This window comes from Vreelandella aquamarina (assembly GCF_020075495.1).
GTDB lineage: Bacteria > Pseudomonadota > Gammaproteobacteria > Pseudomonadales > Halomonadaceae > Vreelandella > Vreelandella aquamarina_A.
This window is the reverse complement of record NZ_JABYQT010000002.1, coordinates 290,245-305,579: the sequence shown is the minus strand read 5'-3', so window position 1 is coordinate 305,579 and position 15,335 is coordinate 290,245. Positions and strand designations below refer to the sequence as shown.

Annotated in this window: 13 protein-coding genes; 3 read left to right on the top strand and 10 right to left on the bottom strand. The window is 59.6% G+C overall.

Going from position 1 to position 15,335, the window contains the following annotated elements:
- Positions 1–164: 164 nt before the first annotated feature.
- Positions 165–1,214 carry an agmatine deiminase family protein gene (locus HW452_RS04080; RefSeq protein WP_224105083.1) on the top strand — a complete coding sequence of 350 codons (1,050 nt, stop codon included), beginning with the start codon at positions 165–167 and terminating at the stop codon, positions 1,212–1,214.
- A gap of 9 nt (positions 1,215–1,223) precedes the next feature.
- Positions 1,224–2,138 (top strand): carbon-nitrogen hydrolase, encoded by a 915-nt coding sequence (locus tag HW452_RS04075; protein ID WP_317986314.1) that lies wholly within the window; start codon positions 1,224–1,226, stop codon positions 2,136–2,138.
- Between the two features lie 93 nt (positions 2,139–2,231).
- Here HW452_RS04075 and HW452_RS04070 read toward each other — a convergent pair whose 3' ends face one another.
- The 4 genes from HW452_RS04070 to HW452_RS04055 all read right to left on the bottom strand — a co-directional run bounded on the left by HW452_RS04070 (position 2,232) and on the right by HW452_RS04055 (position 7,721).
- On the bottom strand, positions 2,232–3,188 hold the full coding sequence (locus tag HW452_RS04070; RefSeq protein WP_224104822.1) for a Nudix family hydrolase: 957 nt from the start codon (positions 3,186–3,188) through the stop codon (positions 2,232–2,234).
- Positions 3,189–3,287: 99 nt separating this feature from the next.
- A complete protein-coding gene (gene argJ, locus HW452_RS04065) occupies positions 3,288–4,517 on the bottom strand; it encodes a bifunctional glutamate N-acetyltransferase/amino-acid acetyltransferase ArgJ (RefSeq protein ID WP_224104821.1) in 1,230 nt (409 codons plus the stop codon).
- Positions 4,518–4,551: 34 nt separating this feature from the next.
- On the bottom strand, positions 4,552–7,290 hold the full coding sequence (gene secA, locus HW452_RS04060; protein WP_224104820.1) for a preprotein translocase subunit SecA: 2,739 nt from the start codon (positions 7,288–7,290) through the stop codon (positions 4,552–4,554).
- 68 nt (positions 7,291–7,358) lie between these two features.
- Positions 7,359–7,721, bottom strand: coding sequence for a hypothetical protein (locus HW452_RS04055; protein ID WP_224104819.1), 363 nt, complete (start codon positions 7,719–7,721; stop codon positions 7,359–7,361).
- A gap of 107 nt (positions 7,722–7,828) precedes the next feature.
- Here HW452_RS04055 and HW452_RS04050 point away from each other — a divergent pair, with 107 nt between their 5' ends.
- On the top strand, positions 7,829–8,287 hold the full coding sequence (locus HW452_RS04050) for a DUF721 domain-containing protein (RefSeq protein ID WP_224104818.1): 459 nt from the start codon (positions 7,829–7,831) through the stop codon (positions 8,285–8,287).
- Positions 8,288–8,362: 75 nt separating this feature from the next.
- Here the strand turns inward: HW452_RS04050 and lpxC are convergent, their stop codons facing one another.
- From lpxC to murC, 6 genes are all read right to left on the bottom strand, one after another.
- On the bottom strand, positions 8,363–9,274 hold the full coding sequence (gene lpxC, locus HW452_RS04045; RefSeq protein WP_224104817.1) for a UDP-3-O-acyl-N-acetylglucosamine deacetylase: 912 nt from the start codon (positions 9,272–9,274) through the stop codon (positions 8,363–8,365).
- A gap of 137 nt (positions 9,275–9,411) precedes the next feature.
- Positions 9,412–10,587, bottom strand: a complete 1,176-nt coding sequence (gene ftsZ / locus HW452_RS04040; RefSeq protein ID WP_224104816.1) for a cell division protein FtsZ — start codon at positions 10,585–10,587, stop codon at positions 9,412–9,414.
- Between the two features lie 34 nt (positions 10,588–10,621).
- Positions 10,622–11,911, bottom strand: coding sequence for a cell division protein FtsA (ftsA, locus tag HW452_RS04035; RefSeq protein WP_106373103.1), 1,290 nt, complete (start codon positions 11,909–11,911; stop codon positions 10,622–10,624).
- Positions 11,912–12,223: 312 nt separating this feature from the next.
- The gene (locus HW452_RS04030; RefSeq protein WP_224104815.1) at positions 12,224–12,946 is read right to left on the bottom strand and encodes a cell division protein FtsQ/DivIB; all 723 of its coding nucleotides are present in this window, start codon (positions 12,944–12,946) and stop codon (positions 12,224–12,226) included.
- Positions 12,947–12,955: 9 nt separating this feature from the next.
- The gene (locus tag HW452_RS04025; RefSeq protein WP_224104814.1) at positions 12,956–13,888 is read right to left on the bottom strand and encodes a D-alanine--D-alanine ligase; all 933 of its coding nucleotides are present in this window, start codon (positions 13,886–13,888) and stop codon (positions 12,956–12,958) included.
- Entirely contained in the window at positions 13,885–15,297 is a 1,413-nt protein-coding gene (murC, locus tag HW452_RS04020) for a UDP-N-acetylmuramate--L-alanine ligase (RefSeq protein ID WP_224105081.1), read from the bottom strand. The genes HW452_RS04025 and murC overlap by 4 nt, the downstream gene beginning before the upstream one ends.
- Between the last annotated feature and the right edge of the window lie 38 nt (positions 15,298–15,335).

Here is a 15,335-nt window from a genome sequence, read left to right as displayed (position 1 = left end):
CCAACACGATGCTTCGCCAGCCCGTCGCGTTACACCATGCAAGGCTTGCAAGTTACTTCGCAACCCCCTACATTGCGCCCCTTCATGCCACTTCCCCCGGCGCACGCTCTTTTCTTGAGATGCCCGCTTTTCCACTGCCAGGAGACTTTGCCACGTTGGCTACCATGACTTATCGCCTGCTACCCGAGTGGCACCCCCAGGACGGCCTGCAGCTTACCTGGCCACGCCCGGATGGCGACTGGGAAGCGATGCTTGCGCGTATCGAAGCCGTTCTCGAGCGTATCGTGCTGGCTACCGTCGACTACCAGCGGGTTGTCATCGGCGTATCGGATGACGCTACCCGCACGCGCGTGCAGGCAACGTTCGACGCCTATGGCGTACCCAGCGAAAAACTCACCCTTGTAGTCGCTCCTACCGACGATACCTGGGCACGCGACCACGGCCCGATCACGGTGCTGGATGAGAAGGGCCAGCCGTTGCTGCTGGACTACACCTTTACCGGCTGGGGAGGCAAGTTTCCTGCCGAGCGCGACAACCAGCTGACCCAGGCCCTGGCCGATGCAGGCATCTGGGCGTGTCCGATCGCCTCGCGGGAGATGGTGCTGGAAGGCGGTGCGATTGAAACCGATGGCAACGGCACACTGCTGACCACCGAAGCCTGCCTGCTCAACCCCAACCGCAACCCGCACCTTTCTCGCGCAGACGTCGAGGCGCAGTTGGCGGAAGATCTTGGGGTCGACCGTATACTGTGGCTGGCCAATGGACATCTGGAAGGGGACGATACCGATAGCCATATCGATACACTGGCACGCTTTTGCGATCCCGAAACCATTGCCTATGTTCGATGCGATGATCCGACGGATTCGCACTACCCGGCACTGGCTGCCATGGAGCAAGAGCTTCAGGCGTTTCGCCAGCGCAATGGCAAGCCTTACCGGCTGATACCGCTGCCCTGGCCAAAGGCGAGCCATGACCCCGAAGATGGTCATCGACTACCAGCCACTTACGCCAACTTCTTGATCATCAACCAGGCAGTACTGGTGCCTGCGTATGGCGACCCGGCAGACCTTATCGCGCTCAACGCGCTGGCCGATGCCTTTCCCGCCCACGCGCTGATCCCCATTGAGTGCTCAAGCGTCATACGCCAGCACGGCAGCCTGCATTGCCTGACCATGCAACTGCCTCGCGGCACGCTTGCGGCCTTCCAACGTTAAGGAGACACCATGTCAACGTCCTTGAAAGCCGGCCTGACGGTTGGCGTTGTCCAGCAGCCCGCGTGGCCTGACAAGGCGCAAAGCCTGGCGGCCAGCGAAGCAGGGATTCGCGAGGCGGTCAGCCGCGGCGCCCAGTTGGTCATGCTTCAGGAACTGCACGCCACCCACTACTTCTGCCAGTTTGAAGACCCGGCGCTGTTTGACCTGGCCGAGCCACTCGACGGGCCGACCGGCCAGCGCCTGGAAGCCCTGGCCCGCGAACTGGATATCGTGCTGGTAGGATCGCTGTTCGAACGCCGTGCGCCGGGGCTTTATCACAACACCGCCGTGGTGTACGACCGCACCAAGGGGCGCGTAGGCCAGTATCGCAAGATGCACATTCCGGACGACCCGGCATTCTACGAGAAATTCTACTTCACCCCGGGCGATCACGATGCGGCACGTAACGAAGGTTTCACGCCGATCGACACGTCGCTTGGGCGACTGGGTGTGCTGGTCTGCTGGGATCAGTGGTATCCCGAAGCCGCACGCCTGATGGCGCTGGCGGGCGCCGACCTGCTGCTCTACCCCACCGCCATTGGCTGGGACCCGAACGACGACGATGCCGAGAAAGCTCGCCAGAAAGAGGCCTGGACACTGATTCAGCGCGCCCACGGCGTGGCCAACGGCCTGCCGGTCATCGTGGCCAACCGGGTAGGCTTCGAAGCCGACCATTCCGGCGTGGGTGATGGCATTCATTTCTGGGGCGGAAGCTTTGTCTGCGGCCCTCAGGGGGAGTTACTGGCCCACGGCGGTGAAACGGCCGAACAACTGGTGGTGACCATTGACATGGCGCGCAGCGAGAATACCCGCCGTATCTGGCCGTATCTGCGTGACCGCCGCGTGGATGCCTACGGCGATCTGACACGGCGCTTTCGCGATTAAACGCCGTTCTCGATAGTCGTCTGCAATACACAAAAACGCCTGCCGGGCACACGCAAGCGTGCGTTCCGGCAGGCGTTTTCTGGTTGCTAGGGCTTACTTCCAGAAATCGCGAATCGAGGCGATTCCCTGAGCCCCCACGGCGCGAGCATGATTGGCATCAAAACGCGTCATGCCGCCGAGCGCGAAGACCGGCATGCCAGCACGCTCGACCAGCTGCTGAAAATCGTGCCAGCCCATGGGCGCGACTTCCGGATGCGAAGGCGTGGTACGCAGCGGCGAAAGTGTCACGAAATCGCAGCCCAGAACAGCAGCCTGAGAGAGCTGGGCCTGGTCATGGGTAGAAGCAGATAGCCACTTGTTCTCGGCGATCGGCCGCCTTTCAAGCTGCATTAGCCGCTCGCTGGTCAGGTGAATACCGTCAGCGTCGACGCGCTCCAGAAGCGACGGTTCCCCATTGAGCAGCAGGCTGGCATCGTACTGGCGGCAAAGCGCCAGGGCGCGCTCGGCGCGTGCCACGTAGCTCTCCTCGTCAAGCTCCTTGGCACGCAGCTGAACCAGCCGAATGTTGTCTTCCTTGAGCGCCCGCTCCAGAAATGCGTCAAAGCGCGCTTCATTGGGCTCTTCCATGGTAATCAGATATTCGGTGGGCAGCATGACGGCCCGCAGAATAGGCAGGTTGGCCGCCGGGAAAGGGTAATTGACCAGCTCTTCCATCGGTACCCAACGCACCGCCTGCCCTTCGCGACCAAAGGGCTCACCGGCAAACTCGTGCACTTGCCATACGTCCAGCAGGATATGCTTGTCCGGATATTCGTGATGTACGCGAATCAAGGGCTGGGCGCGCACGATCTCGACACCCAACTCCTCATGCAGCTCACGCTTGAGCCCTTCAAGACCAGTTTCGTAGGGCGCCAGCTTGCCACCCGGGAATTCCCAGAGACCACCCTGGTCCACGTTGGAGGGCCGCCGTGCGATCAGCACCTTTTTCTGGTCGGCGCTGATCATGGCCGCTGCCGCCACGTGAACCCGTCGTTTTACCATTACATTCATTACGTCTTTTCCACTGTGTGCGCACCGGCTGCTCGACGCCGGTGCTGACTTGCTACGTGAGCTCGTTTGCTGGCCGCTGATAAACGGCGGGTTTATCAACTAGCTTCGATAGTCCGCGTTGATCGACACATACTCATGAGAGAGGTCGGAGGTCCAGACCGTCGCCTCGTGCTCTCCACGCCCCAGGCCGATGCTGATGGTGATCTCTGCCTCTGCCATGACCGCGCTTCCCTTGGCCTCAGTATAGCCGTCGGCGCGCCCGCCCTGCTCTACTAGCCGCACATCGCCAAGATCAATCACCACCCGGCTGACATCGAAGTCTTCGACACCTGCCCGACCGACCGCGGCCAGGATACGTCCCCAGTTCGCATCCGAGGCGTACAGCGCGGTTTTAACCAGCGGCGAATGCGCCACGGTAAAGGCAACGTCCAGCGCTTCCTGGCGGCTCTGGGCGCCGGTCACGTGCAGCGTGACAAACTTGGTAGCACCCTCGCCATCGCGAATGATCGCCTGGGCCAGCGTCATCATGACCTGCTGCAGTGCGTTACGAAACAGGGCGATGTCGGCTTCGCTTTGCACCACAGCACCGGACCCCGTTGCGGCGAGCATACAGGCATCATTGGTAGAAGTATCGCTATCCACGGTAATGCAGTTGAACGAGGCATCCACGGTGTCGCGCAGCAACTGGTCAAGAAGCGACTGTTCAATGGTTGCATCGGTCACCACGAACGCCAGCATGGTCGCCATGTTCGGCTTGATCATGCCCGAGCCTTTGGTAATACCGTTGATGGTGACGGTGCCACCGCTGAGCGCCACGCTCAGCGTGGCCCCCTTGGCACGGGTATCAGTGGTGAGAATGCCCTCACCTGCATGCTGCCAGGCCTGGCCATCATCCGACAGGGCGCCGCAGGCAGGTGCAACACCTGCCAGCAGGCGTTCCATGGGTAACGGCTCACCGATCACCCCGGTCGAGAAAGGCAGCACCTGATGCTCGTCGACACCGGCTTCTTCAGCCAGTGCCCTGCAGCTGGCGTAGGCATCGTCAAGACCGCGCTTACCGGTGCCCGCATTGGCATTGCCGGTATTGATCAGCCAGTAGCGAGGTGCGCAGCGCACCTCTCGACAGCGCTCGATATGCGCCTTGGCAACGGTCACCGGTGCCGCGCAAAAGGCATTGCGTGTAAACACGCCAGATACCGTGGCCGAGGCAGGCAGCTCGATCACCACCATGTCACGACGACCCGGCTTCTTGATACCTGCCATTGCACTTCCAAGGCGCACCCCCGCGAGAGGGGGCATCACTGGAAAAGGACTGTTTCCCACCGCCATGATCGTCTCCTTTACCTGCAGGTTGCAGGGCTGATTAGCTTAATTTACCGCAGCACTGCTTGTACTTCTTCCCGGAGCCACAGGAACAGGGATCGTTACGCCCCACCTTGGGGCCTTCGCGGCGTGCCGGGCGCACGTCCTGCTCGGCTTGAACCTCGCCACCCGCGCCTTCCATCGGTTCCCCAGGCACTTCATCATGGCGATTGGCGGCAGCCTGCTTCTCGCGAGCAAGATCTTCACGGCGCTTCTGCTCCAGGGCATCGACCTCTTCGGGCTGGCGCACCTGAACATGGCTGAGAATACGCGTCACGTCCGCCTTGATGTTGGTCAGCAGATGCTGGAACAGCTCGAAGGATTCGCGCTTGTACTCCTGCTTGGGGTTTTTCTGGGCGTAACCGCGCAGGTGAATGCCCCGGCGCAGATGGTCCATCGACTGGAGGTGCTCTTTCCAGCGGGTGTCCAGTACCTGCAGCATGACCTGCTTTTCGAAGCGGCGAATCAGCGCCGCGCCGACGACATTGACCTTGGCGGCATAGGCTTCACTGTGCATGGCCTGCAGGCGTTCACGCAATTTTTCTTCGCTGAAGCGCTCATCTTCTGCAGCCCACTGGGTCACTGGCGCGTCAAGGTTGAACTCGGTTTTAAGATGCGCTTCAAGCCCGGGCAGATCCCACTGCTCCGACAGACTCTGGGGCGGCACGTAGTCGCTGATGGAGTCTTCCATCACCTCTTCACGAATCCCGACGATCGCTTCCGAGATATCGTCAGAGGCAAGCACCTCGTTGCGCTGCTCATAGATCACGCGGCGCTGGTCATTGGCCACATCGTCATACTCAAGCAGCTGCTTGCGGATATCGAAGTTGCGCCCTTCGACCTTCTTCTGGGCCCGCTCGACGGCGTTGGAGACCATCTTGTGCTCGATGGCTTCGCCACGCTCGAGCCCCAGCGCCTGCATCAGGCGCTTGACACGATCCGAACCGAACAGACGCATCAGGCTATCTTCCAGCGACAGGAAGAAGCGAGTGGAACCTGGATCCCCCTGGCGACCGGCGCGCCCGCGCAGCTGGTTGTCGATACGCCGCGATTCGTGACGCTCCGAGCCGATCACGTGCAGACCACCCGCTTCCAGAACACCGTCGTGGCGCTTTTGCCATTCAGCTTTCAGGGCATCGATCTGCGCTTGAGTAGGGTTGGTGAGCTTGGCAGCTTCGGCTTCCCAGTTGCCGCCCAGCATGATATCGGTACCCCGGCCAGCCATGTTGGTCGCGATGGTAATCGCCCCTGGGCGCCCGGCCTGAGCGATGATTTCCGCTTCGCTCTGGTGCTGCTTGGCGTTGAGGACGTTGAACTTGAGACCTGCATCGCGCATCAGGCGTGCCAGGTATTCAGAGGTTTCGATGGAAGCCGTACCCACCAGCACGGGCCGCCCGGCTTCGGTTTCGGTACGCACGTCCTTGATGATCGCCTCGTACTTCTCTTCCGCACTCAAGTAGACCAGATCATTGAGGTCCTTGCGCGCCAGCGCCCGGTTGGTCGGAATGACGATGACATCGAGACCATAGATCTGACGGAATTCGAACGCTTCAGTGTCCGCTGTGCCGGTCATGCCAGCCAGCTTTTCATACAAGCGGAAGTAATTCTGGAAAGTGGTCGAGGCCAGGGTCTGGCTTTCGCGCTGAACGGTAACCCCCTCCTTGGCCTCGACCGCCTGGTGCAGACCTTCCGACCAGCGCCGTCCCGGCATGGTACGCCCGGTGTGCTCATCGACGATGACCACCTGGCCGTCCGATACGATGTAATCGACATCGATCTGATAGAGATGGCGGGCACGCAGTGCAGAGTGCATATGCTGAAGCAGGTTGAGGTTCTGAGCCGCGTAGAGTGAATCACCCTCTTTAAGCAGCCCTTCGGCCTGCATCAACTCCTCGACCCGGTTATGGCCCTGCTCGGTCAGTTCGACCTGTTTTTGCTTCTCGTCGAGCAGGAAGTCACCTGTCGGGGGCACGTCTTCGTCTTCAGAAACCTCGCCTTTCTCGAGCTGCTGAGCCAACTTGTTGACGACGTTATAGAGCTGGGTGTTTTCATCCACCGCCCCGGAGATGATCAGCGGCGTTCGAGCCTCATCGATCAGGATGGAGTCCACCTCATCGACAATGGCGTAATGCAGTCCACGCTGCACCTTGTCTTCCAGCGAGAACGCCATGTTATCGCGCAGGTAATCAAACCCGAACTCGTTGTTGGTACCGTAGGTAATATCGCACTTGTAGGCATGCCGCTTCTCTTCGCCAGTCTGCCCGGCAAAGATGACGCCGACGGAAAGACCCAGGAATTCATACAGCGGACGCATCCATTCGGCATCACGGCGAGCAAGGTAGTCGTTCACGGTCACCACGTGCACGCCCTTTTCGGGTAGCGCGTTGAGGTAGACGGCAAGCGTGGCCACCAGGGTCTTGCCCTCCCCGGTCTTCATTTCGGCAATACGGCCACGGTGCAGCGTCATGCCGCCCACCATCTGAACATCGAAGTGGCGCATGCCCATGACACGCTTGCTTGCCTCGCGCACGATGGCGAAGGCAGTGGGTAACAGGTTGTCCAGCGCCTCGCCATCCTTTAGACGCTGACGCAGCTCGAATGTCTTGCCCTGCAGCGCCTCGTCCGAGAGGTTTTCAAATTCAGCTTCCAGCGCGTTGACACTCTGCACGCTCTTTTGCATGCGTTTGACTTCACGGTCGTTCTTGGAGCCGACTACTTTGCGTAACAAATTATTAATCATGAAATTTCCACATCATCACGAGCGACCCGAAGGGTTTCGCCCTGTTCTGTAAAGGCAAAAAAGATAAGTCAGAAAACCAGGTGCGCACTTGGAGGGCCGCGCTGGGTCAATACATCCCAGGCGGCTACACGGCGATGATCAGCCCGGTATTCAGGCAGAACGAGGCGTACTGTCGCAATACGTTTGATGCGCCGGGACCAGCGCTTGAGCGCGCGCTTGCGCCTGGCGATCCAGTGCGACTGGGCTCGCAAGATGGCGGGCACCCAAAAACAGACGTGAATGCTGCGCTCGGCGGCGCGAAATGCATCGGAAGGAACTAGACTGCTGGGAAGCAGACAGCTCACCAGAAGCCCGGCCAGCCACCAACGCGCTAGACCATGTCGGCGTTGACGCCGCGGCATGGCTGAAAAGTCATGAAGCGTTGATGACATACTGTGGGTTGGCTCCTCGGCATGTTAGGCTCTGCATCCAGTAACGCAATCCAATCTATATGGTTACGGTTCAGAAAATTAAAAGGGTTATCTCAGGAATCAAGCGTATGAGTATAAAGGTTAAGCGTTCTCACGCACAGCCCATCTCCCGACTGCTCAGCAAGTCGGGCGATATCGGCAAGCTTATGCGCCAATCTCGCTTGATCGATCAGGCCCAATCTCATCTAAGAGCCCACTTGCCAGAAGAGATGCGCAGTCATATCTTCGTGGGTGGTTTCAAGGAAGGCCGGCTTACGCTGATCAGCGGCCAGGCAAGCTGGTTGACCTGGCTGCGCTTCGAGCAGCGCCGTCTCCTGGCGCTGCTTCATCAACTGCCGGGCTTCGAGACAGTAAGTGGCTTCACCTTCAAGGTGCGCCCTGTTCGTCCGGTTCAAGCCCCGCCGCGCAATACGCGAAGCCTTTCCGCCGATGCCGGCAAGACACTTGCCGAGTGTGCCAGCGACACCCAAGACCCGTCGCTGCGCAAGGCCCTCGAACGGCTTGCATCGCATGCGCCCAGGCAGTAGGACAGCGGCGCGTCAAAATGCAAAAAGCACCGCCAGGCGGTGCTTTTTACTCAGGTCAGGCAGGCTACCCGCTCATCAGGCCATGGCAGAGGCGGCGTAAGAGATCGGCGCCACCGCCTTTTCACCTTCGAAGGTGACGATTTCGTAAGCATCTGGCTGAGCCATCAGCTCGCGGCACAGCTGGTTGTTGAGCGCATGGCCTGACTTGGTGCCGTGGAATTCGCCAATCAGGCTGTGTCCCAGCTGGTATAGGTCACCGATCGCGTCCAGCACCTTGTGCTTGACGAATTCGTCTTCGTAGCGCAAGCCACCCTCGTTGACGATCCGGTAATCATCCACCACTACCGCGTTATCCAGACTGCCGCCGAGTGCCAGGTTGTTGGAGCGCAAGAACTCCAGATCCTTCATGAACCCGAACGTCCTGGCTCGTGAAACCTCCTTGACGAAAGAGGTAGTCGAGAAGTCGATCTGTGCCGTCTGCTTCTGCTGTTCGAATACAGGATGGTCGAAGTCGATCGCAAACGAGACCTTGAAGCCCTGGTGGGGCAGAAAGACGGCCTCTTTATCACCGTCGGTGACCGATACGCGCCGCTTGATACGGATGAACTTCTTCGGCGCTTCCTGCTCGAGAATACCCGCTGACTGAATCAGAAAGACGAACGGGCTGGCGCTGCCATCCATGATGGGCACTTCCGGCGCGCTCAGATCAACGTAGGCATTATCGATGCCAAGGCCTGCAAAAGCCGACATCAAGTGCTCGACGGTCGCGACCTTGACGCCTTCGTAGGAAAGGGCCGTGCAAAGCTTGGTGTCTTCGACAAGCTCGGCGCGAGCGGGTACATGAACCACAGGTTCCAGATCGGTTCTTACAAACACAATCCCGGTGTTTGCCGGCGCCGGGCGCAAAGCCAGATGGACTTTCTTGCCGGAGTGCAGACCCACTCCAGTGGCGCGGATAACATTTTGTAGGGTGCGTTGTCTGATCATGGGCAGTGGTCGAACTCTAATGACGGAAGTACCGCGAGGGAGGAATAGGAGTTATCAAACAGTGTTCACTTTAACAGCAAACGAGCGTTTTAATCAATAAAACACTCGTTTGCTGCTCGCGTGAACCGTTGATTACTTCAATCCGCCTGACGGCGCAAGAATGCAGGAATGTCCAGATAATCGTCGGCATCAGCTGTGCGACTCTTCTCTGGACGCGGTTTGGGCGCATGCTCCGGGGCTTCGGCACGGGCAGTTGCCTGTTGACGCATGACGGTTGGCTGCTGCAATTTGCGGTAGTCCGAAGATTCGGCTGCCGAACGGCGAGCCGGTTCACGCGCAGCCACCTTGGCTTTGCTGCCGTCAAGGCCAGCTGCCACGACCGTAACACGCAGTTCGTCGGACATTTCCATGTCGATGGAAGTTCCGACAACGATGGTTGCTTCCTGGGAAGCAAACTCCTGAACCGTGGCGCCCACGTCGTTGAATTCACCAATCGACAGATCGGGGCCAGCGGTAATATTGACCAGGATACCACGCGCGCCGTGCAGATCGATATCTTCGAGCAGCGGGCTGCGGATGGCTTTTTCGGCCGCTTCACGGGCGCGGTTCTCGCCGGTGGCGCCACCGGTTCCCATCATGGCCATGCCCATTTCGGACATGACGGTGCGTACGTCGGCAAAGTCGACGTTGATGATACCGGGGCTTGTGATCAGCTCGGCAATGCCTTGCACGGCGCCAAGCAGAACATCATTGGCAGCACTGAACGCGGTCAGCAGCGTGGCGTTCTTGCCCAGTACGGATAGAAGCTTTTCATTGGGAATGGTGATCAGCGAATCGACGTGCTCCGAGAGTTCCTTCATGCCCTCTTCGGCGGCACGCATGCGCTTGGGACCCTCAAACGGGAAGGGTCGGGTCACGACCGCCACTGTGAGAATGCCCAGTTCCTTGGCCACTTGAGCAACCACCGGCGCACCGCCGGTACCGGTACCACCGCCCATTCCGGCGGTGATGAAGACCATGTCAGCACCTTCCAGAAGTTCGGCAATCCGATCACGATCCTCCATCGCGGCCTGGCGTCCCACTTCGGGATTGGCGCCAGCACCCAGCCCTTTGGTAATTTCACCACCAAGCTGTAGAACCGTTTTTGCAGATACGCGTTTAAGCGCCTGGGCATCGGTGTTGGCACAGATGAACTCGACGCCTTCGATATTGCTCTCGACCATGTGGTTGACGGCATTACCACCGCCACCACCGACCCCGACTACTTTTATGACCGCACTACTCGAGGGTGCGTTGTCTACTAATTCGAACATAAGCCCCGTCTCCTGAACCGCATTTGCGGCCCTGTCAGAAATTTCCTTTGAACCAGCCCTTGATTCTCGCCAGCGCCGAATGGCCTTCCTTGATATCACGCCGGGCAAGCTCGTTGCGCCCTTTATGGGCAGCAACCACTCCCCCGTGGCTTTCTAGACCTTGCCCATGCCGCACTTCTTGCAACGCATAATGCAACAAGCCGACACCTGTCGCATAGATGGGGTTACGCACTACGTCCGCCAAACCTCTAACGTTTTGCGGACAGGCAATACGAACGGGCATGTGAAAAATCTCCTCTGCCAGCTCGCTTACACCCTCCATACGTGAGGTACCGCCGGTGAGTACCACACCAGCGGCCACCATGTCTTCATAGCCACTACGGCGTAATTCGTCTCTTACCAGTGTGAACAACTCTTCGTAACGTGGCTCGACCACTTCGGCAAGCGCCTGCCGTGACAGGTCACGTGCCGGACGATCACCCACACTGGGAACCTTGATCATTTCATCGCTTGCGGCCAACTGGGTCAGCGCGCAGGCATACTTTACCTTGATTTCTTCGGCGTGCTGAGTCGGTGTGCGCAGCGCCATGGCGATGTCATTGGTGACCTGATCACCGGCAATCGGGATGACTGCGGTATGACGAATCGCCCCTTCGGTGAAAATGGCCATGTCGGTCGTGCCACCGCCGATATCCACCATGCAGACGCCCAGCTCGCGCTCGTCTTCTGTCAACACTGCCATGCTCGAGGCCAGCTGTTCCAGAATGATGGCATCGACATCCAGCCCGCAGCGCCGCACGCATTTCTCTATGTTCTGGACGGCGTTCAGCGCCGCCGTTACCAGGTGAACCTGCGCCTCCAGGCGCACGCCCGACATGCCAAGAGGTTCGCGGATGCCACCCTGGGCATCGATCGAGAACTCCTGGGGCAGCACGTGAAGCACTCGCTGGCCTTCCGAAATGGCGCGTGCCCTGGCGGAGTCGATTACCCGATCGATATCGGAAGGAGTGACTTCGCGCTCCTTGATGGCCACTACGCCGTCAGAGTTCATCGAGCTTATATGGCTGCCCGCCACACCGACATAGACCGAGTGGATGTCACAGCCAGCCATCAGCTCGGCCTCTTCGACGGCTCGCTGAATGGACTGGACCGTTGATTCGATATTGATCACCACACCACGCTTCATGCCACGCGAAGGGTGCGAGCCGATGCCAGCAATCTCTATGCCGCCATCGTCAGTAGGTTGCCCGACAATTGCGACGACCTTGGACGTTCCGATGTCCAGCCCGACCACCATATTAGATGCATTGGGTGAGCCTGCCATGAGCCGGGAATTCTCCTTGTAATGTTCTCGATAATAAAATAAACAGTGGTATTAACCGTAAACTAACCCATCACTTTGGATACAACTCGTTCAGCTAATTAGCGTTAACTGCTAATTATCTTTAAACGCCGCTGGAAGAGCAGAAATCCAATATAACCCCTCAAATGCCCATACTATAGAAACAATCGCCAGAATACGACTGATTCGAGCCCACAATAATGGGCTTAGACGTTAATTTAAACCCCACAGGCGTGGTTTTTCAGCGTTGGCGATTACTCACATCGACCAGGAAGACAGCGTCCAAACTCTCCCTTACTCTTCTTCCTCATCCGTCGCTTCAAAATCACTCTCGCCGTGCCAAGCAACCGACACGCCGTTGGGATAGCGTAAATCGATATAGCGAATATGCTCACCAAACCTCGCCAGTTCGCGCTGCCAGGAGGCTGACAGACGTGCCAGGCGAACTTCGTGATCGCGTCTTCCCAGCATTACCCATGTGCCATTGTTTAACTGCAAGCGCCATGCGCCGCGCGGTTCCAGGCGCAGCTGCGAAAGCCCTAGGGCCAGGCTTTCAAAATGGGGCGTCAAACGGTAATAGTAGGCTAGCACTTCCTCACTGCTGCCGTCCGGGCCGGCGAGGTCCGGCAATCCTTTGGGCACCTCGAGCGGGGCGTAGGGAAACGGCTCGCCCTCGGGGTTGAGCAGGAAGTCATCGTTCCAGCGGGCGACGGGTTCCTGCTCCACCAGCTCGAACACCAACGCGTTGGGCCATTCACGCGAGATACGCACTTCGTGCAGCCAGCCTATCTGCATGGCCTGGTTGCGCAATACGCCCAGATCCACCGATAGCCAGGTCGCGCCCTGAACCAGCGGTGCAAGCTGGGTACGCAGATAATCGGCGCTGACATACTCCCACTCGCCGCGGATCGATACGCGCTCGATAGGCCGATCGAGCCAGAGCCAGAGAGCACGCCCTCCCGCTCCCACAAGCAACGCCAGCAGAATGATGCCGAACCAAGCATTACGCTTTTTCATACGGCCTCATCATGACACGCCCTGCTTGCCGGCCGTCTGGAGAATCTGAACCACCAGTGAATCGAAGGTGATACCCGCATGGGCAGCAGCCTGGGGAACGAGGCTATGGTCCGTCATGCCTGGCACCGTATTGACCTCGATCAGCCAGAACTGGCCCATGGCGTCGCGCATGACATCCACCCGCCCCCACCCTTCACAGCCAATAGCAACAAAGGCGTCGCGGCAGAGCCTGGCAAGCGCGGCTTCGTCAGCTTGTGAAAGCCCACAAGGCAAATGGTACTGGGTCGTGTTGGAAACGTACTTGGCTTCATAGTCGTAAAAGCCGCCAGGCACCTCCACGCGAATGGCCGGAAGCACCTGATCATCGAGCAGTGCCACCGTGTATTCATCGCCTACCACGAACCGCTCGGCCATGACCCGGGCATCGAACTCGGACGCTTCCCGATAGGCCGCTTTCAGAGCCTCCCGGGTCTTGACGATGCTGATACCGAGGGTCGAGCCTTCGTGCACGGGCTTGACCATCATCGGCAGACCAAGCGTTGCCACCACGCCGTCCCAGTCTGCGTCGTCAGCGAGCATGATGCTCTGCGGCGTGGGCAGCTTGGCTGCCTGCCACACCTGCTTGGTACGCTGCTTGTCCATGCCCAGCGCCGAGGCGAGCACCCCGCTGCCGGTATAGGGAATGCCCAGAAGTTCGAGCGCGCCTTGCAGGGTGCCATCCTCGCCTCCCCGGCCATGCAGGGCAATGAACACCACTGACGGCGCCAGCGCCTCGAGTCCGGCCAGCCCCTTGTCGCGCAGATCATACCCCTGGGCATCGATCCCTTGACGCTTGAGTGCTTCTAGAACGGCCGCGCCGCTTTTCAGCGAAACCTCGCGCTCAGCGGACGAGCCGCCGTACACCACGACCACATTCTCCGTGGAGACGCCACCGATGCTCATAGTGTCACCTCGCTCAATGCCAGTTTCGCTTGCGCCAGGCAAAGGGATATGCCGCCGATATCGCCCGCGCCCTGGGTAATCAGAATGTCGTCAGGCCGCAGGACGTTGGCCAGCAGCGCGGGCAATTCCTGCTTGTGCTCGACAAACAGCGGGTCGACTTCGCCACGCTGACGGATGGAGCCTGCCAGCGCCCGGCCATCGGCGCCGGCGATCAGTGCTTCGCCGGCGCTGTACACATCCAGCAGCACCAGCGTATCGACCTGCGATAAAACACGCACAAAGTCTTCGTAGAGGTCGCGGGTGCGGCTATAGCGATGAGGCTGGTAGAGCATGACCAATCGGCGCTCTGGCCAACCGGCGCGCACCGCGCGAATCACCATATCCACTTCCCGCGGGTGATGGCCATAGTCGTCGACCAGCATGACCTGACCTTCGCCCTTGGGCGCCGGGAAGTGGCCGTGTACCTGAAAGCGCCGCCCTACCCCGGCAAAGCCTGCCAGCCCACGCAGGATGGCCTCATCGCTGACGCCAGCATCGGTTGCCACCACGATGGCCGCCATGGCATTCAAGGCATTATGGCGCCCCGGCATGGCCAGGCGAACATCAAGGGGCGCCGCGCCGCCCGGACGCAGAGCAGTGAAGCTGACCTCGCCACCCTGCTGGGTGAAGTCCACGATACGGTAGTCGGCATCGGCGTCGAAGCCGTAAGTGACGAACTGGCGTTTGATCTGCTCGCACAGCCCGCGTACATGGCCGTCATCAATGCACAGTACGGCCAACCCGTAGAACGGCAGGTTGTGCAGAAACTCGATAAAGGTACTCTTGAGTCGCTCGAAATCACCGCCATACGTGGCCATGTGATCGGCATCGATGTTGGTGACGATCGACATCATGGGCTGAAGATGCAGGAAGGAGGCGTCGGATTCATCGGCCTCGGCTACCAGGTAGTCGCCTTCGCCCAGGCGCGCATTGGCGCCGGCGCTGGTCAGCCGGCCACCGATCACGAAAGTCGGATCGAGCCCGCCTTCGGCCAGAAGCGTCGCGGTCAGGCTGGTGGTCGTGGTCTTGCCGTGAGTACCGGCCACGGCGATACCGTGACGAAAGCGCATCAGCTCGGCCAGCATCTCCGCCCGCCGCACGACCGGCACGCGATGCTCATGGGCCCAGCGAATTTCCGGATTGGTCTCGTCTACCGCGCTTGAGACCACTACTACATCAGCCCCTGTAACGTTCGATTCGGCATGACCGATCGCTACCTGAATACCGCACTCGCGCAACCGCTCGACGACGGCCGATGCCTTCATGTCGCTACCGCTGACGCTGTAACCTTGGTTTGCCAATACTTCGGCAATACCGCACATGCCCGCACCGCCAATCCCCACGAAATGAATACGCTGTATGCGACGCATGCCCGGACCACTCGGGCTCAGGCGCGATGCTTGGGGTT

What these genes read in the sequence shown, in the direction of transcription:
- ftsA (WP_106373103.1), bottom strand. Translation starts at nt 11,911, where the DNA reads ATGGCAGGCTCACCCAATGCATCTAATATGGTGGTCGGGCTGGACATC.
- HW452_RS04025 (WP_224104814.1), bottom strand. Translation starts at nt 13,888, where the DNA reads ATGAGCATCGGTGGCGTCTCCACGGAGAATGTGGTCGTGGTGTACGGC.
- secA (WP_224104820.1), bottom strand. Translation starts at nt 7,290, where the DNA reads ATGATTAATAATTTGTTACGCAAAGTAGTCGGCTCCAAGAACGACCGT.
- HW452_RS04030 (WP_224104815.1), bottom strand. Translation starts at nt 12,946, where the DNA reads ATGAAAAAGCGTAATGCTTGGTTCGGCATCATTCTGCTGGCGTTGCTT.
- argJ (WP_224104821.1), bottom strand. Translation starts at nt 4,517, where the DNA reads ATGGCGGTGGGAAACAGTCCTTTTCCAGTGATGCCCCCTCTCGCGGGG.
- murC (WP_224105081.1), bottom strand. Translation starts at nt 15,297, where the DNA reads ATGCGTCGCATACAGCGTATTCATTTCGTGGGGATTGGCGGTGCGGGC.
- HW452_RS04080 (WP_224105083.1), top strand. Translation starts at nt 165, where the DNA reads ATGACTTATCGCCTGCTACCCGAGTGGCACCCCCAGGACGGCCTGCAG.
- HW452_RS04070 (WP_224104822.1), bottom strand. Translation starts at nt 3,188, where the DNA reads ATGAATGTAATGGTAAAACGACGGGTTCACGTGGCGGCAGCGGCCATG.
- HW452_RS04075 (WP_317986314.1), top strand. Translation starts at nt 1,224, where the DNA reads ATGTCAACGTCCTTGAAAGCCGGCCTGACGGTTGGCGTTGTCCAGCAG.
- lpxC (WP_224104817.1), bottom strand. Translation starts at nt 9,274, where the DNA reads ATGATCAGACAACGCACCCTACAAAATGTTATCCGCGCCACTGGAGTG.
- ftsZ (WP_224104816.1), bottom strand. Translation starts at nt 10,587, where the DNA reads ATGTTCGAATTAGTAGACAACGCACCCTCGAGTAGTGCGGTCATAAAA.
- HW452_RS04050 (WP_224104818.1), top strand. Translation starts at nt 7,829, where the DNA reads ATGAGTATAAAGGTTAAGCGTTCTCACGCACAGCCCATCTCCCGACTG.
- HW452_RS04055 (WP_224104819.1), bottom strand. Translation starts at nt 7,721, where the DNA reads ATGTCATCAACGCTTCATGACTTTTCAGCCATGCCGCGGCGTCAACGC.